Consider the following 25,479-nt stretch of genomic DNA (forward strand, 5'->3'; position numbering starts at 1 on the left):
CCAGTGGTTTGTCCGGGTAAACCGTCAACCATTATCCCGTCCACGCTGTAAAGATACGAAAACGCCTGACAGGATTTCTCCGCCAGGCCAAAAGAACTGCAAAGACCCGCCGCACACGGCGGACGGGTCTGTTAAGGGTTAGCCTACAATTAACTGATGGTTTGCCAGCAGCGTCGCGAGGTCGGTCTGAACGCCGTTCAGCGTCACCAGCGTGGTGTAATCGCCGCCCTGCCCGGTCAGGTCAACCTGAATCAGCGTGTTGCTGCCATCCGTGGTGACTTTCAGATAGCTCAACAGTTCGCTGTTCGGATCGTCCATCTGCGCAATGCCATTGATGTAGTGCGCGCTTTCATTGGCGGTGTAGCCACTGCCCTGCAACAGGTCGCTGAGGTCGATGCGATCCGAGTCCGCCGTCCCTTCCCAGGTGCCGAGCGTGAAACCTTTCACCACATCGCTACCGTTGCCGCCAGTGGCGTCACTACCATTGAGCAGTTTGTAGAGCAGCGTGTCCTGACCACCGTTGCCGATGTTGAAGGTGTCGTCACCGCCACGGCCTTCGAAAATGTTATCGCCGGTGCTACCGGTAAACACATCGTTGCCGCCACCGCCCGCGATACCTTCAATATTGACGAAGGTCGCTTTGCCGAAGCCGGTTTCCTGGGCACTGGCGTTACTCAGGTCAACCTTCAGCGCCGTATCACCCGCCAGTTTGTAGTCAACGATGTCCATACCGCCTGTCGAACTCCAGACGTTTTCATCGGAGACCACCACGCTGCCGCCCGCGCCGTTATAGACATGCGTGCCTGCTGTCGCATACAGCGTGTCGTTGTAGCCCGTGCCCAGAATCCCGGTGGTGTTACCATTGTCATCAGCCGCCAGCGCACTGTCGGCCGCTTTATCACCGTTTTCAGCAGTCAGGACGTAAGCGTGGTTTTTCTCCACCGCTTTCAACCCGGCCCAGGTACTATTAACGTTAGCAACTGACGTCAATGTGCCGGAGTTATCAAGGGAGAAGTTTTCAACGCCACCGTAGTGCTGACCGTTTGCCAGCAGCACCGCGCTGTACGACTTGCTGGCATCCAGCCCGTAGAAGTAGACCAGCGCCGTCGAGTCGTTCATGTTGACCCCACCCTGCGGGTTGATGATTTGCGAACTGACCACTTTGCCTGTCGCTTCATCCACCAGCAGTACCGTGTTGCCGTAGAAGACGTTAATGCCGTTAGCATCAGTCAAACGCAGGATCATGCTGGTGCCATCTTTAATGACGCTCTTGTTTTCGACATAGGCGGTTGCACCGCCCTGCGCCCTGAACACCACCAGGTCGCGGTCGCCGTCATAGTCAAGGTCAATCGCCAGCCCACCGGTGCTCACATACGTGCTGCTCAGGTTGGCGTTTTGCAACAGCGTCTGCGGCATGCTCCAGTTCACCTGTCCGGTGGTCACGTTCGTTCCCTGGTTGGTCCACAGAGCGACGATGTTATTGGCGTTACCGAGGGCGGTACTTCCCCTTTCCCCTGCAATTTCAATCACATCCATTTTGCCGTCGCCGTTCCAGTCAACGGCGATGGAGGTCATGCTGCTGATCTCATCACCGAAGTTTTGCACACTGTAACCGGCGCCTACGCCATTGGAAGCCAGGGTCAAATTCCCCTTACCATCGTTGTAATAGATAGCGCTATTGGCGCCATAGCTTCCACCTTGTCCACCCAATCCACCAATGAACAGATCCATAAAGCCATCGCCATTAAGATCTGCCCACATCATGGTAGTAAAGCGGTTGGCCGTGGTTCCGGTATTGCCATAGAACACATCTGTGACGATCTGGGTATTCGTCAGCGTCATATTTCCGGCATCATTCACCCCGTTACTGACAATCACCAAACGCTTGTCAGACGAGCTTGAACCGCCCTTCGATGTGGTATTCGAACCGCCAGTACCGTGATAAGCAAGGTCAACATAACCATCGTTATTCAGGTCAACGCCCGACAGCTCACGGCTTGGCTGGGCGTTGTTGTTGTTGGTTGACGCCACCCCATCCTGAGTCGTGGAGGTATAGACATAGGCTCCGGTTTTATCGAATCCGAGAATGGTACCGTCGGTGTTCATGACCAGTTGCGAGTCATAGCCACCGCGCGCCTCGGAGTCGTTTGGCGTACCATCGCCGTAGGCCACATCCACGTAACCGTCACCGTTGAAGTCAATGCCTATTACACCCGCCCACCAGGAGTAGGTATTGGCATTGCCGTCATTGGTTTGCCCCGATACACCATAAGATCCAACCTGGAATGTGGTGTAGGTACCATCGCTGTTGTACTTAAATGACTGCTGCCCGTTACCGTATTCCGTATCCGATCCCAATAGATCCATCAGGCCATCGCGATCGAAGTCGATAAACGATGAAGACTGCTGTCGGTCTGTGCCACTGAGTGATACGGAATTAAACGAGCCCAGCGTCGACGAGGTGGTTCCATTCTGCGTAAAGATGGTGGAGTTGCTCAAAATACGCCAGGTTCCATCCTCACCGAGGGTCATCGCCGTACCACTGTCACTGCTGGTTGCCGCTGTAGAGCTAAAGCTTATTACCGGCGCGGCCGATACCGTCAGTTCACTGCCGGTTTTATCCCGGCTGATCTCCTGACCATCTTTATTGAACAGCACGGCAGAGACGTCATAGGTGTCAACATTCAGCGCATGTAAATCCTTCAACTGCACGTACCAACTGTTCTTGTTCGGCTCAATCACCACATCGCCCGTGCGTGAGCTGTAGGTTGTACCGGCAATCGTCACTTCCAGATACTCGTCCGCGTAGCGGTTAAAGTTCAGCGTACCGCTGATAATTGGCGTCGTATCCAGCGTGTCCTGGGTGTTGATGGTAATCGGCAGCTCAACCGTAAAGTTCATCACCTCAGAGAGCGTGCCTTCGTTACCTGCTGCATCGACCACTGCCGCCTGATAGCCGTAGGTCTGGCCGTCGCGCAGTGGTTCCGTCAGCGCAAACGTCCACTCTGTACCGGTCACACTGGCGCGTCCCAGATAGTCGCCATTGCTGTCGTAAACCCGGACAAATTCGCCCGTTTTCAACGTCTCAAGCAGCGTTCCGCGCAGAACCGGTAAGCGTTCATCCGTAACGGTATTCGCGCCAAAGTTCCCAATATCCGACCCGGTATTATCGATGTAACCCACCACTTTGGTGACGCCGCCCGGCGCATTGGTATCCACCGTGACAATCTGCTGCGTCGTCTGCCCGACGTTTCCGGCGTTATCGACAACGCGCAGCTGATACAGGTTTTCACCGTCATCCAGCTCGCGGGTGTCGATGTAGCGCCAGTTTGTGCCGTTCACTACCACATCAATCCAGGTTTTGCCGCCATCGAGGCTAATCTGTGCGCGTTCATCCGCGCTCAGTTCGGCCCCCAGCGTGCCGTACAGCGTGATGGAGGTGTCATTGGTCAGGAAGTCGCTATCGCTGTACCCGGTATCATCAGAGATGCTGTCGACCGTAATGGTTTTCGTATCGTCCGGTTTCACCGTATCGATGGTGACGGTGGCACTGTCTGTCGTCCCGACGTTACCTGCCGCATCGACCACACGCACCCAGTAGTCATGGTTGCCATCCTCCAGAACCTGCGTGTCGTTGTAGTACCAGGAGGTCCCGATAGCGATGGTATTCACCCAGGTGACGCCGCCGTCCATGCTGATCTGGACATATTCACCCGGCTGGAGCGTGCTCACCAGCGAGCCGTGGATCGTCAGCGTTTTATCATTGGTAATAAAGTCGCTGTCGCTCAGGCCACTGTCGTCCGAGATATGCGTGATAGTGACCTGGTTCGCCATATCCGGGCGTACCGTGTCCACTGTGACGGTTTTGCTGGCGGTCTGGCCGACGTTACCCGCATCGTCAATAACGCGTAGCTGATAGGCATAGGTTCCATCAGCCAGCGCCTTGTCATTGGCGTAGATCCAGTCGGTACCATTGACTTCCAGCTCGACCCACGCGCCGCCGTTAACGCGAATTTGCAGATGCTCGCCCGCATTCAGCCCTGCGCCCAGTCGTCCTTCCAGCGAGTAAGTCGTGCTGTGAGTAATAAAGTCATTATCAGCAATCCCCGTATCGCTGGAGATACGGTCGATGATGATGCTCTGGCTGGCATCCGGTGCTACGCGGTCAAGTACCACGTTCTGGCTGTCGGTCGCGCCGACGTTACCCGCCTGATCAACGACCCGCACCTGATAATTGTGCGTACCATCGGCAAGCGTGCTGCCATCTTCATAACGCCACTGCGTACCATTGACGACCAGATCAATCCAGCTTATGCCGCCATCGAGGCTGATCTGCGCTTTATCACCCACCCCGAGCGTTGCGCCAAGCGAACCGTTCAGCACGATATTACCCACGTTGGTAATAAAGTCGTTGCTGGCTAACCCGCTGTCGCTGGTCAGGCTATCAATTGAAATGGACATCTGCGGCGGCGTGAGGTCAACGCTAATGCCGTGGACGCTTTCACCGCTGTTGCCAATGGCGTTAGTGACGCTGGCTTTTATCTCATAAGCATTGCCGTCGGTCAGCGCCATCAGCGCAACCGCCCCCACCAGCACCGACCAGATGCCCCCCGCCTGCACGGTGGTTTCATAGGTGACGTTATTCAGCGTCACCACCACTTTCTGGCCCTGCGGCGCCGTGGTCGTACCGGAGATGGTCAGGCTCTGACCGCGTTCAGCGGCGTTGATCACGTCATCCTGCGCCACGGTATTAATGGCGATAACCGGTTTTTCGCCGCTCAGCGTCACTTCATGCGTACCACTTCCGGTATTGCCCGCCGCATCTTTCACGCTGGCAGTAATGGTGTATTTGCCATCCACCAGGCCGACAAAATCGAGCGCCGGAACGGTGACTTCCCAGGTTTCATCCGCCGCTACTTTCGCCGTATAGGTGCGCCCGGCAAGTTCTACGGTGATGGTCTGCCCGGCTGCGCCTTCCGCTTTACCGCTCACGGTCTGCGCCACCAGTTGCTCTGGCGAGTTCACCAGGTCATCTCCGGCGACGACGTTAATCGTCACGACTGGCGGTACGGTATCCACAACAAAGGTTTCGCTGCTGCTGCCGAGGTTGCCGGATGCATCGCTGACCATCGCATCCACCTGAATGGTGCCGTTACCCATCTGGGCGACATCGGCTTTCGGTACGGTTGTCTGCCAGCTACCGTCAGCGTTGACCGTCGCGGTGTAGCTGTTACCGTTAACGGTCAGCGTCAGGGTACGCCCCGCTTCTGCCGTTGTCGTACCGCTGATCACCAGCGCCTGGCCGTGTTCTGCGGCATTGAGCATGCCGTCACCGGAAACCGGCGCGATGATAATTTCTGGCGGCGTGGTGTCTACCAGCAATGTTTGACCTGCCTGGCCGATGTTGCCCGCACTGTCCTGAGCGCTCACCGAAATGGTGTAACGCTGACCATCGGTCAGCAAGCCTAAATCGGTTGCCGGGATCGTCGTCGTCCAGCGATCGCCCGTTACCGTCGCGGTGTAATGCTTGCCGTTCAGGGTGATCGTCACTTCGCTGCCTTCCGGCAGGCCGCTGCTCGACCCTTTCAGCGTCAGCGTTTTGCCCTGCTCGCTGGCGTTCAGCACGCCATCGACCGCAGGCGTATCCAGCGTCAACAGGATATTCGAGGTATTGACCGTGACCACTTTGCCCTGCGTGGTGGCATTGCCCGCGCTGTCGGTGACGGTCGCACTGATATCGACCGTACCGTTGTTGAGCGCAGAAACGATATCGGCCGGAACCCCAATGCTCCATTTGCCGTTAGCATCGACAACGGTACTGACGGTGTAATCGCCCACGGTAACGGTGACGGTGTTACCCGCCACGGTTCCCGTCGTCGTACCGCTGACAACCAGCGCCTGACCATGCTCCGCCAGGTTAATAACGTCGTCGCCTGCCGTGGTATCGAAACTCACGTCTGGCGGCAGAGTATCAATCGTGACAGTCTGACTGACGCTTGCCGGGTTACCCGCCGTATCGGCAATCGTCACCGTGCAGGTATATTGCCCGGAGGCCAGCGTCGCCAGTGCCTCAGGAGACATGTCAACCTGCCAGGTACCGTCAGCCAGTACGCTACCGCGATAATCCACGCCGTTCAGCGTCAGGGTAACCGTTGTCCCCACCGGGGCGTCGGTTGTGCCCGTGACCGCAACACCGGCTTCGGCTTCGGCGATATTAATCACGTTATCCGCCGTGACCGGGTTCAGCGTGATGTGCGGTGCAGTGGTATCCACCTGATATTCATGGCTGGTGCTGGCCGGGTTACCTACTTTATTGGTCACCTCAACCGACAGCTGCGCCGTGCCATCACGCAGGGCAGACAACGCAGCCGCAGGAATAACCTGGCTCCATGTGCCATCAGCCCCAACCGTGGTGGTGTAGACGTTGCCACCAAAGGTCAGCGTGACGGTTTGCCCCTGTTCAACACCCGTTGTGGTGCCGCTCAGGGTCAGATCCTGTTTCATCTCCAGCGCGTTAAGCACGTTATCGTCGGTAACGTTATTCACCGAGACAGAGACAGGCGCGAGGTCAACGGTGACTTCATGGCTAATCTCTACCGGATTTCCCGCTGCGCTGCTGGCGCTAGCGGTCATCTCCAGCTTGCCTTCGCTCCACGTCTTCACATCGTCGGCATCAATACCCACTGACCAGCTACCATCTGCGGCAACTACGCCGCTGTAGGTATTCGTGCCAATAACCAGCGTGACTTTCGTACCGACTGGAAGGTCTTCACTGCTGCCTTTCACCACCAGCGCCTGATTATGTTCGCTGAGGTTAATCACATCGTCGCCGGCCACGATATCAAAGCGGATACCCGGCTCGTTGTAGTCGACCATGAAATCATACTGGGCACTGCCGAGGTTGCCGTGGCTGTTGGTGACACTGGCGGTGATCGTCAGTGTCACCAACGGCGGAGAGTTCGCCCGCCGGGATCGTCGTTTGCCAGTTCAGGCTGGCATCAACGGTCGCCTCATAGGTTTTCCCTGCCAGCAGAACGTACACAATATCGTTTTCCGCCGCGCCGGAGACCTTGCCGCTCACCACGATTTCCAGCGCAGATTCATCCTTGTTAAGAATGTTATCGTCGGTAATCGTGTTGATGGTGACGGTTGGCGCACGGGTATCTACAACCAGTTGCGCAGAGCCGGCGGCTGGGTTCCCCGCTTCGCTGCTGGCGTTTGCCGTAACGGTGTACGTGCCGTCGCCAATCAGTGCCAGATCCGCTGGCGTTACTTCCAGCGACCAGTTACCGCTGGTATCAATTTGCGTGCGGTACTCTTTGCTGTTCAGTGTGACCGTCACCCACGTTTCCGCCGCCAGACCATCGCTGGTACCGTTAAGGGTCAGGTTGACGCCCTGTTCAATGGCGTTCAGTACGTTATCGCCAGCAATCGCTCCAAAGCTGAGCCATGGCTGACCATTGTCCACCACGACCGGGCGAGACGCGTTGCCGGTGTTACCCGCGCTATCGGTTATCGAGACGTTTACGCTCTGCTGACCCGCACCCAGCGCCTGCATATCGGCAGCCGGAATGCCCACGCTCCAGCGCCCCTGCGCATCCAGTTGAGTGATGTAGTCGTTGCCGCCCACTTCCACTCTCACGCTATCACCTGTGGTGCCACCAACGCTGCTACCGGTCACAACCAGCGCCTGGTTCTGCTCTGCGGCGTTGATGATGTCATCACCGGAAATCATGTCGATGGTCACCGTCGGCGCAACGGTATCAACGGTCAGTTGATGCGTCGCGGTAGTGCTGTTGCCTGCTTTATCGGTCACGCTAACGGTCACGCTGGCACTGCCCGACTGAAGCCCTTCGAGCGCGCCACTGGTGAGCGTCAGGCTCCAGTTTCCATCGCTGTCCACCGTGACCGGGCCGCCATAAGACTGGCCATTGATAAGCACAGTAACGCTCTGGCCCGCCTCAGCGCTGGTGGTACCGCTGAGGGTGACTACGCCTTCAATTTCGGCTTTATTCAGGACGTTATCCGCCGTCACCGCCGCAATTGTCAGCGTCGGCGCGGACGCATCGACGCTGAATGCCCACTCGGTGCTGGCACTGTTGCCATGCTGATTGGTGACGCTGGCGGTGGCGTTTGCTGCGCCATCGCGCAGTGCGTTCAACGACCCTGCCGGAACGCTAAACTGCCAGCTTCCGTCATCCTGTACCTGTGCGGTCCAGGCTTTGCCCGCCAGCATCACCGTGACCGTCTGCCCACTTTCCACGTTACTGGTTGCGCCACTCACCGTCAGCGCTTCGCCGCGCTCAATCGCGTTCAGCACGTTATCAGCCGTGAGGGCATTAATGGTGATCGCAACGGGTGCGACATCCACCGTGACCTGGTGATCCATGGTGGAAGACGTCCCGGCGGTATTCTCCGCAGTGGCGCTCAGTTGCACCGTGCCCGCGCTCCAGCCTGCAACTATATTTTGTGGCACAGAGACGGTCCAGCTACCGTCAGCGTTGACGTTTCCGGTCCAGCTTCCCCCCTGACCGTCAGTCAGGGTAACGATGGCATTTTCTGCCAGCCCGGAACTGGTTCCCGTCACCGCCAGAGCCTGGCCCTGCTCGATGCTGTTAATCACATCATCACCGGCAACCGTATCGAAGCGGATCCCCGGCGTACCAGTATTGACAGCGATATCACGGCTGTCCGAACCGGTATTCCCGTGCGCATTCTCGACGCTGGCGTTGATAGTCAGCGGGCCGTCACCAAAACCGGCAACATCGCTGCTCTCCACGGTGACCGACCAGAGGCCATTCGCCTCAACAGTAGTCGTGTGCGTTTTGCCCGCAACAATCACCTGCACGCGATCGCCAGGCGCTGCACCACTCACCGAACCGGCGATCGTCAGATTCTGGCCCGCTTCGCTAACGTTAATCACGTCATCGCCCGCGACCAAATCGATATGCACCACCGGCAGGCGGGTATCGACCTGCAACTGCGTGCTGCCGGAAACCGGGTTACCGTTGGCACTGCTGGCGCTGGCGCTAACCGTATAGCCCGCGTCACCCAGCAAGGCCAGGTCAGACGGTGCGACCGACAGTGACCAGTTGCCGCTGATGTCGGTTTGCGCGGTATATTCACGCCCACCCAGCGTGACGGTCACGATTGCGCCTTCCGCCAGACCGCTGCTCTTACCGCTAATGACCAGATCGGTTCCACGCTCAATGGCGTTAAGTACATTGTCCTCGGCAATATCATCAAAGGTCAGCGTCGGTACGCCCAAATCGACTTCAAACGCCTTCGTGGCGGACGAACTGTTCCCGGCGCTGTCGGTAATGGTTACCGTCAGTTCACCGCTGCCGTTCGCCAGGGTCGCCATATCCTCTGCGGTGACCCCAATGCGCCATGTACCGCTGGCATCCACCTGCGTGGTGTACGGTTTGCCATTAAACTCCACCACCACCGTATCACCGACCTTCGCGTTAACAGTTGTCCCGCTGATCACCAACGCCTGGCCTTTTTCCGCCGCGTTGATGATGTTATCGGCGGTCAGATCGTTTACCGCTACTGTCGGTGCCTGGGTATCAATCAGGAAGGTGTGGTTACCGGAAGCCGGGTTACCCGCCTTATCGCTCACGCTAACGTTAATGGTGGTTAAACCTTGCGCCAGGTTACTGAGCGCACCGGCCGCAAAGATAGCCGTCCAGATGCCGCCTGCGGTCACCTGCGCGGTCTGTTCAACCCCGCCAATATTCACCGTGACCGTCTGACCCACTTCCGCCGTGGTTGTGCCCGACACCGTCACTTCTCCGCTCGCTTCCGTACTGTTAAGCACGTTATCTGCGGTGACCGCATCAATGAAGACTGTCGGTGCGGTGGTATCAATAACGAAATTCAGGCTGTTACTGGTGCTGTTGCCGCTGGCGTTAGAGACACTCACCTGCACGACAGCATCACCATCGCGAAGCCCATTCAGTGCCCCCGCATCCAGCGTCACGCTCCAGGCGTTATCCTGCACCGTGCCGGTAAACTGCTTGCCGTTTACCGTCACCGTCACGGTACGCCCGTTGTCGATGTTAGTGGTGTCGCCCGTCAGAACGATTTCGCCTGATTTTTCTGTCGCGTTTACCATGTTATCAGCCGTCACCGGGTTGATAGAAACGGAGGTTTCGCGCAGATCCAGCGCCACGGTCTCGTTAATCGCAGCGTCATTTCCGCTCACGTTCGCCACGCTGGCGTTCACAGTGATCGACGCCCCGCTCCAGCTTTCCATCTGATCTGGGGTCAGTTGCAGCAGCCACGAACCGTCAGCCCGCGTTGCCGCGGTTCCCACGGCGGTACCGTTCACGCTGACCGTCACAATGCTGCCCGTCGCGACATCGGTGGTTGTCCCGCTGATCACCAGGTCGGACGCACGCTCGGCGAGGTTCAGGGTGTTATCCGCGGTCACGCTGTCAATACGAATACCCGGTTCAGTGCTGTCGAGCATTATTCCGTGCTGGCCGGAGCCGATATTGCCATGACCGTTGGTGACGCTCGCGGTAATGGTCAGCGGCCCGCCGCCCAGTGCAGACAGTTCGCCTGCATCCAACGCAACCGTCCAGGTACCGTCACTCTTCACGTTTGTGGTATGCGATTGCCCGGCGATAATCACCGTCACCACATCATTTTCTGCCGCGCCGCTCACCGTACCGTTAATCGTCACGACACCCGCCATTTCGGTCATGCCGATAATGTCATCTTCGGACACCGGCAGAATGGTGACCGTCGGTGCGCGGGTATCCACCAGCAGCGACGTCGTATCCGTCACGCTGTTTCCGGTATCCCCTGCGGCACTGGCGGTCAGCGTATATTCCGCTTCGCCCAGTTTCGCCAACGCATCAGCCGGAACAGAGACCGACCATACGCCACCCGCGCCGACGGTCGCCAGATAATTCATCCCGTTCAGCGTAACGGTGACCACCGTGTTTTCTGCCAGTGAGCTGGTTCCCGATATCTCCAGAGGCTGCATCTGTTCAATGGCGTTAAGTACCCCACCAGTGGACAGGGTATCAAAGCGTAGTGTCGGAATGCCGGTATCAACGTCAATGGTGTGTTGCAGCGACTGACTATTGCCCGCGCTATCGGTCACCGTCACATCAATTTCGTAACGGATACTTTCCAGCGCGGCCATATCCGCCGCCGGAATACCAACACTCCAGTTACCGTTTGCATCCAGTTGCGTGGTGTACGGTTTACCGTTCAGTACCACACTCACTTTATCGCCCGTCGCGCCGTTCGTGGCGCCGCCGCTGATCACCAGCGCCTGGCCCAGTTCCGTGATGTTGATCTTGTTATCACCCGCTACCGTGTTGATGGTTGGCGTTGGCGCAACCGTATCGACCAGCACGGAATGGGTACTTTCAGTGCGGTTGTTCGCCGCATCCGTAATGACGAGGGTGATGTCGTTCAGCCCCTCGCTCATGCCATCCAGATCCCCTGCACTCACGCTCATCGACCAGCGACCATCACTCCCCACGGTAGTGGTGTGCTGTTTGCCGTTCAGCGTCAGCGTGAGCGTCTGCCCGATAGCATCGCTGGTACCGGTTAAGGTCAGCGGCTGGCTAAGTTCAGTGCTGTTGAGAATGTTGTCAGCCGTAACCGGATCAATAGCCAGCACCGGTGCGTGCGTGTCAACGTCGAAGGTATGGCTGTTGGTCGCTTTATTACCGCTGGCCGTGCTGACGCTTAACTGCACGGTCACCTCGCCGTCGCGCAGCGCGCTGAGAGAACCGGCGGGAACGGTGGTGGTCCACGCGTTGTCATTGACCGTGGCGGTAAACTGCTTATTGCCCACGGTAATGGTGACAACTTGCCCGTTTTCGATACCGCTGGTTGTGCCGCTCAGCGTCACGACGCCCGCTTTTTCTGCGGCGTTCAGGACGTTATCGACGGTGACAACATCCATCGCTACCGATACCGGCGCCTTGTCAATCTGCACATCCTGCTTGATAGCCGCGGAATTACCTGAGTTGTCCAGAACGGACGCGGCAACGGTAATCTCATCACTCCAGCCGCCAGCCTCACTCGGTGGGACGCTGAACGCCCAACTGCCGTCCGGGTTAACGGTCGTTTGCCAGGATTCAGCGCCGATAGTGACGTTCACCGTCGCGCCCGGTTCAACGCCGTAGGTCATCCCGGTTACCCACACATCCAGCGCCAGTTCCGCAATGTTCAGTATGTTATCGCCGGTCAGGGCATCGATACGGATCCCCGGTACGCCTGTGTCGAGGGTGAAATCACGGCTACCGGAACCCACGTTGCCGTGGCCATTGGTAACAGCCACCTCTGCCGTCAGCGGCCCATCGCCCAGCGTCTCCAGTTCTGCTGGCGTCAGGGAGATGCTCCAGTTACCTCCGGCATCCACCGTTGTGGTTTTCGCATCCAGGCCACTGAGGGTGACCACGACGCGATCGCCAGAAGCCGCACCAGTGACACTGCCGCCAATCAGCACCGAGCCTTGCGCTTCGGTACTGTTAATGATGTCGTCAGCGGCGATGATAGAGACCGTCACCACAGGCGATTTGGTATCAACCAGCAGCGGTTCTGTGGTGGTCACGTTGTTACCATCGCCCGCCACGGCACTGGCGCTTACGGTGTAGTTTGCTTCGCCAAGCGTTGCCAGATCGGCTGGGCTCACCTCAACGCTCCATTTACCGTCAGAATCTGTTTTCGCGGTGTAGCTCAGCCCCGCCAGCGTCACAAGGACTTCAGTATTTTCTGACAGATCGCTGGTGCCACTGATAGTCAGCGGCTGGCCTTTTTCGGTCGCGTTGAGTACGCCATCCTCGGCCAGCGTATCAATATCCAGTTGCGGCTTGCCGGTGTTGACGATGAAGTCATGGGGTACTGTCTGTTCGTTCCCGGCCCGGTCGGCAATCACGACCGTGACGTTATTGTCGCCTTCGCTAAGTTTGGCAACTTCGCTTGCCGGAATGCCCACGCGCCATTCACCGTTGCTGTCCACCACGGTGTGGTATTCCACGCCGTTCAGGGTCACGATAACCGTGTCGCCCGCTGCGCTGTCTGTGCTGCCGCCGTCAATCACCAGTGCCTGGCCTTTTTCGGTGGCGTTGATGATGTTATCGCCGGTCAGCAGGTTCACGGTGACCTGCGGGATAACCGTGTCGACCTCCACGGTGTGCTGCATCTGCGTTGGGTTGCCCGCCACATCGCTGACGCTCACGTCAAACTGCACGGTGCCATTGCTGTTGAACGCCGTTGATGGGATGTTCACTTCCCAGGTGCCATCGGCTTTGACCTCGGCCTGTACGCTATCGCTACCGAAATTCACGGTAACGATTTGCCCTTCACCTGCATTGGTGTAACCACTCAGGACCTGCTCCACTTTCGCTTCGCTGGCGTTGATCACGTTATCGGCGGTCAACGGGTTCACCGAAAGCGTCGGTGGCGCAGTATCGAGAACGAAAGTTCCGCTTGCGCTGGCACTGTTGCCCTGCGTGTTTGTCACGCTGGCTTCAACAGCCACGCTGCCCTCTTTAATGGCGGCAAACACCACGCTATTCACCGGCACTTCCCAGGTGCCGTCTGCTTGAATGGTGGTCGTCAGTCGCTGTCCACCGACATACACCACTACCTCGTTATCCAGCCCAGCCCCCACACTGGTACCGCTAAGTACATAGCCCGTCGCCGCTTCGCTGGCGTTAATAATGTTATCGTCGCTGAAAGCATCAATCGCGATAGCCGGCCCGGCGGTCACTACCTCCACATCGTGGCTGACAGAAATCGAATTACCGGAAAGATTTTCACCGCTGGCGGTCAGGGTCGCAGAGCCATCGCTCAACAGGGCGACTTTATCCGCCGGGATCTCAATCATCCACCGCCCATCGTTGCCGATAAGCACGTTATCTGACGAGAAAATCTCGCCTTTGGTTGTGGTCAGCGTCAGGGTGAACGCGGTTCCTTTCGCAATATGTTCGCTGGTTCCGCTCACCCACAGAGACTGATTCAGCTCGGCGGCGTTAATGATGTCGTCACCTGCAACCGTGTTGAAGCGGATCCCCGGCAGGCTGGCGTCGATAGTCATTTCTCGTTCCGCCGCGCCCTGGTTGTTATTGGCATCCGTCGCGGTGACGTTGACCGTCAGCGCACCATCGCCCAACCCGGCGAGGGTCTCAGCGTCGAGCGCTAACGACCAGCGTGTACCGCCGTCAGTCAGCACCACCTGATCGCCTGTGAACGTCTGCCCGCCAATGGTGACGGTCACCGCGGTCACGGCAACATCGGTGGAGCCGGTCAGGGTGATACCGTCCTGCGCTTCCGTGTTATTCACCACATCATCATCTGCAATCGCATCAATGGTGATGCGTGGCAGGCTAACCTGAATATCCAACTGACGACTGGCGCTTCCGGTATTCCCGGCGGCATCCGTCGCGCTCACGCTCACATCGTACTGATGGTTATCCATCAGCGCCGGAAGGTCTTCTTTCGGCACAATCGCCGACCAGTTTCCGTTAGCTTCCGTTACGCCGTAGTAAGTTTTACCGTTCAGACGAACGGTCACCTGCACGCCCGCAGTCAGAATATCTGACGTACCGGACACAGTGAGGTCTGTACCGCGCTCATCGCTGCTCAGGAGATCGTTTTCGGCAATCATCCCGATAGTCAGAAGCGGTGCCGCCGTGTCAATGGCAAACGGGAAGGACCCCGTCCCGACGTTACCTGCGGCATCGGTGATCGCCACCTCAATCACATGCTCACCGTCATCAAGCGCCGCCAGATCGCTGGCTTTAACCCCGACACTCCAGCGTCCGCTGCCATCCACGATGGTCGAATAGGTGTGATCGCCCAACGTCACAACCACTTTGTCTCCGGCTGCCGCCCCCGTGCTGCTGCCGCTGATCACCTGCGCCTGACCCGCTTCGGTCGCGTTAAGGACGTTATCGGCGGTCAGGCTATCAATAGTGATAGTTGGGGATGCGGTATCAATCAGAACACCGTGATCCAGCGAGGTGCTGTTCCCGGCTCTATCCGTCACCGCGATGGTCAGATCGTGTGAACCCTGCCCCAGAGTATTCAGTGTACTGGCGTCTACAACCAGGCTCCAGACTCCGCCCGCAAGCACCAGCGCCGTTCCCAGCGTCTGGTTGCCTACGGATACGGTGACCGTCTGGCCAACTTCTGCATTCGTTGTGCCGCTGAGGGTGACACCCGCAGTGGCTTCCGTACTGTTGATAATGTTATCGCCCGCGATCGTGTTGAGAGTCAGCATCGGGGATTCGGTATCGACCACGAACTGGCGTTCCGCACTGGCGGTATTGCCGTGCGCGTTAGAGACAGAAACCTGAACCGTTGTCTGACCATCGCGCAGCGCGCCCAGGTCTGCATCACTTAGCGTCAGGCTCCAGGCCCCGTCAGTCACGGTCGCCGTATACTGTTTGCCATTCAGCGTAATGATGACATCACGACCGCTTTCGACACCGCGCGTCTCGCCAGTCAGCGTTTGAGGAGCCCCTTGCTCTGTTGCATTCAGACGGTCGTCAGTGAACAACGTGTTGACCGACACCGCGACGGCCTGCGTATCGACCTCAACCGTATGCGCAATGTTTTGCACATTACCCGAGGCGTTAGTGCCGCTAACGGCAATGACCAGAGGGCCTTCCGGCCAGGTTTGCATCGTTTGCGGCGAGAAGAGAAGCTGCCAGTTACCGTTAGTATCCAGCGCGGCATCGTAGCGCACGCCATTAATGGCGATTATCAGCCCTTTAAGGTTATCCAGCCCGGTTGATGTGCCGGAAAGCACCAGGGAATGACCCAGTTCGATGGCGTTAATGACGTCATCGCCCGCCACCGTATCGACGCGAATAGATGGGTAAGAGACATCGAGTAGGATCTCACGGCTGGCCTCGCCCCGGTTGCCGTTCTGATTATCAACCCAGGCTTTCACCGTCAGGTCGCCATAACCAATGCTCTGCAACGTATCCGCACTAACGTTCACCGACCATGTGCCATTCGCCTGCACCAGGGCTTCGAGAGGCTCGCTGAGTCCGATATCGATATAGACTTTTTGCCCGGCTTCCGCGTTAACCACGCGACCGCTAATGGTCTGCTCGGTTTTGATTTCGTCATCGTTAATGACGTTATCACCGGCGATGGTGTCGATGGTCAGCAGCGGCAACGTGGTATCCACCAGCACATCGTGGTTGGCGGTATTGTGGTTGCCCAGCGAGTCGGTCACGCTGGCGGTCACGGTGTAACTGGCTTCCCCCAGGTCCGACAACGCTGAAGGCGGTACGTTAACGGTCCAGTCACCATCACTATTTGCAACCGTGGTGTAAAGCACGCCGTTCAGCGTAACGGTAATGGTCTGATTCGGCTGGTTGCTGGTCCCGGTGATTGCCAGATCCTGACCTTTTTCATTCAGGTTAATGATGTCATCGCTGGTCACCGTATTGATAGCGATGTTCGGCAGTGCGGTGTTCACGTTGATGGCGCTATCCAGATGGCCCTGGTTGCCAGCCTTGTCAGAAACCGTGACCACCAGTGGGTTACTTCCTTCGCTCAGTGCGGAAACCGCAGAAGCCGGTAAGCCAATGCTCCACTTTCCTTCATTGTTCAGCGCGGTGGTGTAGTTTTTCCCATCAATCGTGACGGTCACAATCGCCCCGGCTTCCGCATTGCTGCACGTACCGCTAATAATTTGTGCCTGACCATGCTCCGTGGCGTTGAGGATATTGTCACTGGTAATCTTATCCACGGTAATCACCGGCGGCAGCGTATCTACATTCACTTCGGTCGTAATCGTGGTTTCATTGCCTGCCTGATCGCTGACTTTAAGCGTCAGCTCTAACAGCCCCTGCGACAACGCGCTTTGCGCCGCAGGCAGCGTAATGCTCCATGCGCCATTTTCAGCCACCGTGCCGCTAAACCATGCGTCGTTCCATTCAACCTGTACCGTTTGCCCTTGCTCGGCATCGCTAAAGCCGCTGACCACAAAGCCGCCTTCCGCTTCGACCAGGTTGATGACGTTATCACCCGCTACGGCGGAAACGCTCAATACAGGCGCAGTGACATCCACTTCATACTGGCGGCCTGCATCAGCCTGATTGCCATTCACGTTGCTGACGCTGACCTGTACGCTGGCGGAACCATCACGCAAACTCGCCAGATCGGTGGCCGGCACGTCAACACGCCAGCTTCCGTCACCCTCTACCGCCACCTGGTACTGATGCCCGGCAAGAGTGACTGTCACCGTCTGCCCTGCTTCAACGCCGGAGGTTTTCCCGGTAAGGGTGATTCCGTCAGTGCGCTCTTCAGCGTTAATTACGTTATCGTCAGTCACCGGATCGATGCTGATCGCGACCGCATTCAGGTCAACCTGCGCCAGATGACCAAAACTGCTGCCAGCATTGCCTGAGATATTTTCAGCACTGGCGACAATGCTCAGTTCGCCGTTTTGCCAACGGCTGACATCCGATTCAGGGACGATCACTGACCAGCGACCATCGGCATTCACCTGCGTGGTATAGGTGGTGGTTTCCACCACGCCGTCACGCATTCCGGTAAGGGTTACCGTGACATCATGCCCTTTTGGCACGCCCGTACTGGTGCCGCTGATCGTCACATCACTCTGGGCTTCCAGGATGTTAATAACGTCATCGCCCGCCACCGTATCGATACGCAGACCCGGTACACCCGTATCTATGCTTAATTCGTAGTCGACACTGCCGCTGTTGCCGCGACCGTTAGTGACCGTCGCGGTGGCTGTCAACGGGCCATCGCCAAAGGCGCTAAAGGTATCTTTCGGAATAGTGACCGTCCAGACGCCACCGGCTGCAACCGTCGTCTCGAAGGTTTGCCCCCCCAGCGTCACCACCACTTTGCTGCCCACTTCGGCATTTTTCGCCGTACCGCTAATGAACTGATCCTGTCCGCTCTCTTCAAGGTTAATGACATCGTCACCCGCCAGCGGCGTAATGGTGACCTGCGGCGAAGAGGTATCTACGGTGATCGGACGACTGGCGCTCTGATGGTTGCCCGTTTCGTCGGTGACGCTGGCGGTTACCGTATAGCTCGCTTCGCCCAGCGCGGCTAAATCCGCCGGGGAAACCGTGACCTGCCAGTCGCCATAGGTGTCTGCCTGAACGGTATAATCGCGGCCGTTCAGGTTGACGAGAATGTCGCGTCCCGGCTGACTGCTGCTGCCCGTAATGGTGATCCCTGCGGCTTTCTCCGCATCGTTCACCACATCATCAACCGCGACCTGGTTAATCGCGATTAACGGCAGATCCAGCACCACCTGCACAGTGCTGGTGAGCGTGTCGATGTTGCCAGCACTGTCGGTTACCGTAACCACCAGCGGGTAATCACCGGCAATCAGATCGCCTGCTGGCGGAACGCCCAACTGCCAGTTGCCGTTGTCGTCCAGCACCGTGGTGTAGCTTTTGTTATTAAAGGTCACGGTGACAACCGCGCCCGGCTCTGCGTTCACACAGGTACCCGAAATAATCTGCGCCTGTTTCAGTTCGGTGGCGTTGAGTTTGTTATCACCGGTCACCGGCGTGAGGGTCAGTTCAGGAACCAGCGTATCAACATTCACGCTGTGGGTTTGGCTGGTGCTGTTGCCCGCTTTATCTTCTACGCTAACCTCAACAGTTTGCAGCCCCTGCGCAAGCGTCGTGACGTCCTGAACGGCATCGACGTGTACGCGCCAGGTGCCATCGGCCTTGACGCCGGCGGTATAGTTTTCACCCAGCCATTTAACACTCACCGTCTGGCCCACTTCAGCGTTGGTTGTACCGCTAATATCAAAACCGGCCCCGGCTTCCAGCGCGTTAACCTGGTTATCCGCTTCAACCGTGTTGATGCTGAGGGTCGGCGGTGTGGAATCAACCGTAAACTGGCGTTCCGCCGATGCGCTGTTGCCGTTGATATTGCTGGTACTGACGCTGATGCTGGCATCGCCCTCTTTCAGGCTGCCCATATCCACCGCTGCAACCTCCAGCGCCCAGCGACCGCCAACCACTTCAACATCATAGCGATGGCCCGCGAAGGTGACCGTGACATGCTGACCGTCTTCAATACCCGAGACGGCACCACCGAGCGACAACGGTTCGCCGCGCTCGGTTACATTGAGGACGTCATCGGCGGTGACAGGATCGATGGTGATGGCCGCTTTACTGAGATCCAGTTCAACTTTATGCTCAATGGCGCTTTGGTTGCCGTTGATGTTGGCAACGCTTGCGCCGATGGTGACTTCGCTGCTATTCCAGCCTGAGACTTCCTGCGCCCCCACGTTGACTGACCAGCTACCATCGGCATGCAGAGTGGTGGTGTGCTGAACGCCGTTGACCGTCACAATCACATCCGCACCCGCTTCCGCGCCCTGCGCCGTACCGCTGATCAGCAGATCCTGCTGATGCTCAATGATATTGATAACGTCATCGCCCGAAACGGTGTCGATACGAATGCCCGGTTTGTCGATATCAATGGTGAACTGATACTGGCTTTGCGTGCTGTTGCCATGTTCGTTGCTGACAGAGGCGGTCGCCGTCAGACGTCCATCGCCTAATTCCTCCAGCATCAACTGCGGGAGATCCAGTTCCCAGCGGCCATCCGCGCCCACGACCGCCTCATGATCCTGACCGCCAATGGTGATGATCACTTTGCTATCAGCTTCAACGTTCTGCGTGGAGCCTGTCAGTTTCTGCCCGGCAGCCAGTTCGTTCTCGTTGATAACATCATCATTATTGTTTTGCAGACCGTCGATGATGAGCACCGGAGCCGCCGTATCCACCAGGATAGTCTGGTTGGCGCTGGCAGTATTACCCGCCGCGTCGGTCACGCTGGCGACCAGCGTATAACCCGCCTCGCCCAGCAGCGCCAGATCGGCAGGTGACAGATCCACCTCCCAATGACCATTCGTCTCATCCGTTGTGACGGTATAATTTTGCCCGTTTAGCGTCAGGGTGATGTCAACGCCATACTGATTGCTTGTACCGGTGATGGTGATGCCTTCACCGCGCATCTGGGCGTTAATGACGCCGTTGTTCTCCACTGCATCAATAGTAATATCGGGCGCAGTCAGGGCGACCTCAAAATCATGGTTACCCTTGCCGGTGTTTCCGGCGGTATCCGTAACCGCAACGGAAACCGTGTGTTCACCTTCGATAAGCCCACTGACGATATCCGCCGGCATCCCGACGCTCCAGCGTCCGGTGGCGTCCAGCACGGTGGTGATGCTCCAGGCGTCAACGCCTGTACCGACCGTAACGGTGACAATATCCCCCGCCGATGCGCCCGTGACGCTGCCGCTGATAATTTGCGACTGGCGATGTTCGGTGCTGTTCAGTGTGTTATCGCTGCCGCCGACGCTATCAATGGTGACAACAGGCGCTTGCGTATCCACCAGCAGCGTTTGCGTGATCGTTGTGCTGTTCCCGGCTTTGTCCGCCAGCGTAACGGTAACCTGCTGAGCCCCCTGCGGCATCAGGGCTGCATCTGCCGCATCTACCGTGACGCTCCAGCGCCCATCGGCCTGAATCGCAATGTCATACGACTTGCCATTCCAGCTTACCTGGCCTTTCTGGCCCGGCTCCGCATTGCTCTGGCCCTCAAGGGTAAACCCGGCAGTGGCTTCCGCCGCGTTAATCACGTTATCTCCGGTGACCGCATCCACCACTATCGTCGGCGCACTGAGATCAACCCTGTAATCCTGCGCGCTCTGCGCCTGATTGCCGTTCTGGTTGTTCACGCTGACCTGCACCGTCGCGTCACCTTCACGCAGCGAAGCCATGTCAGAGGGTGACAGAGTGTAGCGCCAGTCGCCGTTTTCATCGACGGTGGTGGTGTACTGATGACCGCCAAACAGAATGGTCACCGTCTGGCCCGGTTCGACCCTCTCCGTGGTTCCCTTCAGGATCAGCGGCAGCCCTTGTTCAGTGGCGTTAATCACGTTATCAGCGGTAACGCTCTCAATTGAGATAGCCACGGCATCCAGATCCACATCGATCGTATGTTGCCAGGAACCGGTATTTCCCGCGAGATCATCAACGCTCGCGTTAATCTTCACCTCTGTGTTCGGCCAGCGAGCCACATCCTCAGCCGATACCGTCACTGACCAGGTTCCGTCATCGTTCAGCCTGGTGCTGTAATCTTTATCGTTCACGGTGACAATTACCTTCGCCCCCGCGTTCACACCGCTTACCGTACCGCCAATCGTAACCGCCGCGCCGTGTTCAATCAGGTTAACCACGTCGTCACCCGCAACGGTGTCAATGCGTATACCTGGAATGTTCGCGTCGATTTCCGCCTGATATTCACCAACACCACGGTTTCCGTGCGCATTGGTGACTTCAGCGGTAAAGTTCAGCACGCCGTCACCCAGCGCGGTGAGTTCATCGGCGGTTAACGCGATCTGCCATTCACCGTTATTATCAACCGTCGCGATTTTCGTTATGCCGCCAACGGTCACCGTCACCTTACTGTCGGCTTCGGCATTAACGACATAGCCCTTCAGCACCTGTCCGGTGCTCAGTTCATTAGCGTTAATCACGCCGTCAGCGTTTCCATCCAGACCCCCGATCACTACCTGAGGCGCAGCGGTATCCACCACTACGTTATGGCTGGTCGAGGTGCTGTTGCCTGCGCTATCCGTTACGCTTGCGCTAATGATGTATTGCGCTTCGCCCAGCGCGGCGAGATCTGCCGGGGAGATCGTGACCGACCAGTCACCTTGCGCGTCGGCGGTAGTCTGGTATTCACGCCCGTTGAGAGTCACCGTTATCTGGCGGCCAGGCTGGTTACTGGTACCGCTCATCGCCAGGCTCTGGCCTTTTTCGATGGCGTTAATCACATCGTCGCTCGCCACACCGCTATCAATGGCGATTTCCGGTGCGGCGAGGCTCACGCTAAAGACATTCTCACTCTCGCCGGTGTTTCCGGCCTTGTCGGTAATACTGGCGGTAATTTTCGCGTCACCTGCGGTAAGGGCCTGGAGCTTGTCAGCGGCGACGCCAATGCTCCAGCGGCCAGCAGCATCCAGTACGGTGGTGAAGGTTTCTTTCGGCGCATCACTGCCGGTGCCGTAATACAGCGTGACCGTCACGCTGTCACCCGCAACGCCCCCGGTGCTTGAGCCGGAGATCACCTGCGCCAGTTGATGCTCACCCTGGTTTATCACGTTATCGGCGGTGAAGGCGTCGATGCTCACCGTCGGTGCGAGGGTATCGACCAGTATGTCCTGCGAGGTGGTGCTACTGTTGCCCGCACGGTCCAGTACGGTTACGGTGACGCTCTGCGCACCCTGACCCAGCGCGGTTAAATCAGCGCTCGGAACAGTCACGCTCCAGGTACCGTTGTCCGCCACCTCTGCGGAGTACAATTTACCGTTGAGGCGTACGGATACAGTCTGCCCCGGCTCTGCTGAGGTGATGCCGCTCAGGATTTGCCCGGTGGCGTGATTCGCTTCTGCGGCGTTAAGAATGTTGTCATCGGTCAGGGAGTCAATGCTGACAGACGGCGGCTGGGTATCGACAGTAACCTGGCGACCGCTGCTGGCGGTGTTGCCGCTGGTATTGGTGACGCTCACCTGAATATCCGCCGCACCGTCCGCGAGGTTAGACAGTACACTTGCCGGCACGTCGCAATGCCAGCGACCATCGTCTTCTACCGTGGCCGTCAGGGTTGCACCGCCAATGCGAATGACGACTGTCTGGCCCGCTTCTACGTTCTGCGTCAGGCCTTCCAGCGTGATCCCCGCCCCTTTCTCGGCGGCATTGATCATATCATCGCCCGTCGCCGGATTGATGGAGACAGCGACCGGGTTAAGATCGACCGTCACACCATGGCTGCCGGTCGCATGGTTAAAGCCATCGTTGGCAGAGACGTTGATCGTCAGGCTGTCCTGACCTTCAACCAATGATTTCAGTTGATCGCTGCTGATGCCCGTCTGCCAGCGCCCGCCTGGGCCAATCTGCGCGGTAAACTGTTGACCATTGATCTCCAGTTGTACGGTTGTATCCGTCTGAATATGGCTGCTGGTACCGCTGATAGTCAGTGATTGATTCAGTTCGATGGCGTTAATGATGTCATCGCCGGAGACGATATCCACGCCCAGACCCGGCAGGTTTGCGCTGATCACAAACGCCCCGTGGGTCGTGGCGCTGTTGCCGCTGAAGTTGGTGACAGTGGCGGTGATATTCACTTCGGTGTCGCCCAGCGCGTGCAACTGCGCGGAGGTCACCTCCATTTCCCAGCTCAGATCGCTTTTAACCGTCGCGTTGCCGAGCAAGATGCCGTTCAGCGAGACGGCGACGGTATCGCCCGGTTTCGCATAGCTGACAGATCCGGTGATGTACTGGCTTTGCGCCACATCGTCTACACCCAGCAGGTTATCGCCGGCGACGGTATTCAGCGTCACGACCGGCGATAAGGTATCCACCACCAGCTTACCGCTGTTTTCGACCGCGTTCCCAATCGCGTTAGTCCCCGCGACGGTCACGGAGTAAGTGGTGTTATCCAGCGATACAAGGTCTTCCACCGGCACGATAACCGACCAGCAGTTGCCCCCACCCTGCGCGCTTTCAACGGTAGACTGATAAGCCTGGCCATTCAGGGTAACGGTTAATTCGGTGCCTAATGCAAGGTTAGTCGTACCGGAAATGGTCAACGGCTGGCTAACGCTATCGGCGTTCAGCGTCTGCGCACCATTGATATCATCAATCTGGATAACCGGCGCTTCAGCCGCCATCGTGAAGGTATGGTCACCGCTGCTGACGTTACCCGCCGCATCGGTTATCGTAATCTTGACCGTGTGCTGGCCCTGCTCTAGCTGACTAATCAGCGAAGGCGTTAACGGCGCGCTCCACTTACCGTCGCTGGAGATAGCGCCGATAATGGTTATGCCATTGATGGTCACTTCCACTTTGCTCCCCGGTGCGGCATCGGTTGTGCCACTGAGGATCTGTACTTCCGACTGCTCCTGGGCATTCAGCACGTTATCCGAGGTCAGGCTGTCCACCGTCAGGGCTGGCCCGACGCTGCTTATTGTCACGCTGCCCGTTGTCGTGGTTTCGTTACCCGCTTTGTCGCTGACCGTTACGGTGATGGCATTCGCGCCCTGCGGCAGCGTAGCAAGCGCATCGGCATCGATGGAAATCTGCCATTTCCCGCCCGCCTGGACGGTCGTGGTCCAGTTCTTTCCACCGATATTTACGGTGACCGTTTGGCCTTCTTCGGCATCGGTGGTGCCGCTCAGGCTTTGTGCCGACGCCAGTTCACCGCTGTTCAGGACGTTATCATCGGTGAGTTTACCAATGGTGGTGTTCGGCGCACGTGTATCGACCATTAGCGTTTGTTCGCCAGTGATGATGTTGCCGGTGCTGTCGGTCCCGGTCACTTTGACCTGGTGCGTACCCTGCGCCAGTTTGCCGATATCCGCAGAAGGAACGGATACCTGCCAGCTTCCATTCGTCCCCACCTCGGTGGTGTACGTTTTACCGTTCAGCGTAACGGTGAGCGTCGTGCCCGCCGCGAGTTCTTTCGATTGCCCACTAACGATAACGGCGCTGGCGGCTTCTGTCGCGTTGACAACGTTATCGCCGCTCACAGTGTCTGCGGTAATACTGGCCTTCGCCGTCACCACTTCCAGCGTAATTTTGCCGCCATCGGTGGTTTTGCTGCCGTCGATCTGCACCACGCTCCAGGTATGCTTGCCTGCATTCTGGGTCGGTAATGTCACTTTCCAGGTGCCGTCGCTGCTGACCATCGCACTGGCGACGGTGTTGCCGCTGGCATCTTTGATTTGAATCGTACTCCCCGGCTGCCCTGTGCCGGAGAAGGTTGGCGTGGTGTCATCCGTCAGGGCGTTGCTGCTCAGTACACCCTGTTTATCGCCCTGATCGTCAGAAACGACAAACGACGGCTTCGCCGTCTCAACCGGTTTGGTGTTATCAATAACCGTTGTCTTATGCCCGCCACCGCTGTCATTTGCCAGCAGTGCGCCAACGCCACCGCCCAGCAGCACGCCCCCCGCAATCCAGCCCCACGGCAGATTATCCAGCGCACTCTGTTCGATAAACGGTTCAATGCTGGCAATCGGTGTCGCCTGCGGTGTCAGTACGACCTGCCCCATCCCCAGACTTTCACCCGTTTCGGCAAAGGTGATATGGGTCAGTTGCTGATTGTCATCCATGAATACCAGTTCAGACTGTTTACCGTCCTCTTCGCCAAAAGACGAAAAATAGTTGCTGCAACGGATGACTGAGCCATCTTTCATGTAGATGAGCAGGTCTTTTCCCTGTCGAACATATCGCTCGACGTTTGCCGGCGCCCCCTGAATCTGTACTACGCTCGGTTCTGTCAGCAAAATCGAGAGGTTCCCTTCACTATTGAGAACAGTTTTGCTGGCGGTTTTACGGGCGATGATATTGATCGTTTTAGACACAGGAGGCTCCTTTATAAGTAATCTGCGGAACTGCGTTTTCCTGAGATGGC

At 57.7% G+C, this 25,479-nt stretch carries 2 protein-coding genes; both read right to left on the reverse strand.

Annotated features, from left to right (window positions below; all coding sequences use genetic code 11):
- Positions 1-138 precede the first annotated feature (138 nt).
- Entirely contained in the window at positions 139-6,945 is a 6,807-nt protein-coding gene (locus F0Q32_RS14015; RefSeq protein ID WP_149463560.1) for an Ig-like domain-containing protein, read from the reverse strand.
- Positions 6,881-25,429: an Ig-like domain-containing protein gene (locus F0Q32_RS14020; protein WP_149463561.1), complete on the reverse strand. Its 18,549-nt coding sequence runs from the start codon at positions 25,427-25,429 to the stop codon at positions 6,881-6,883. The genes F0Q32_RS14015 and F0Q32_RS14020 overlap by 65 nt, the downstream gene beginning before the upstream one ends.
- Positions 25,430-25,479: the final 50 nt, after the last annotated feature.

This window comes from Pseudocitrobacter sp. 73, from assembly GCF_008369545.1.
In the GTDB taxonomy this organism is placed as follows: Bacteria; Pseudomonadota; Gammaproteobacteria; order Enterobacterales; family Enterobacteriaceae; genus Pseudocitrobacter; species Pseudocitrobacter vendiensis.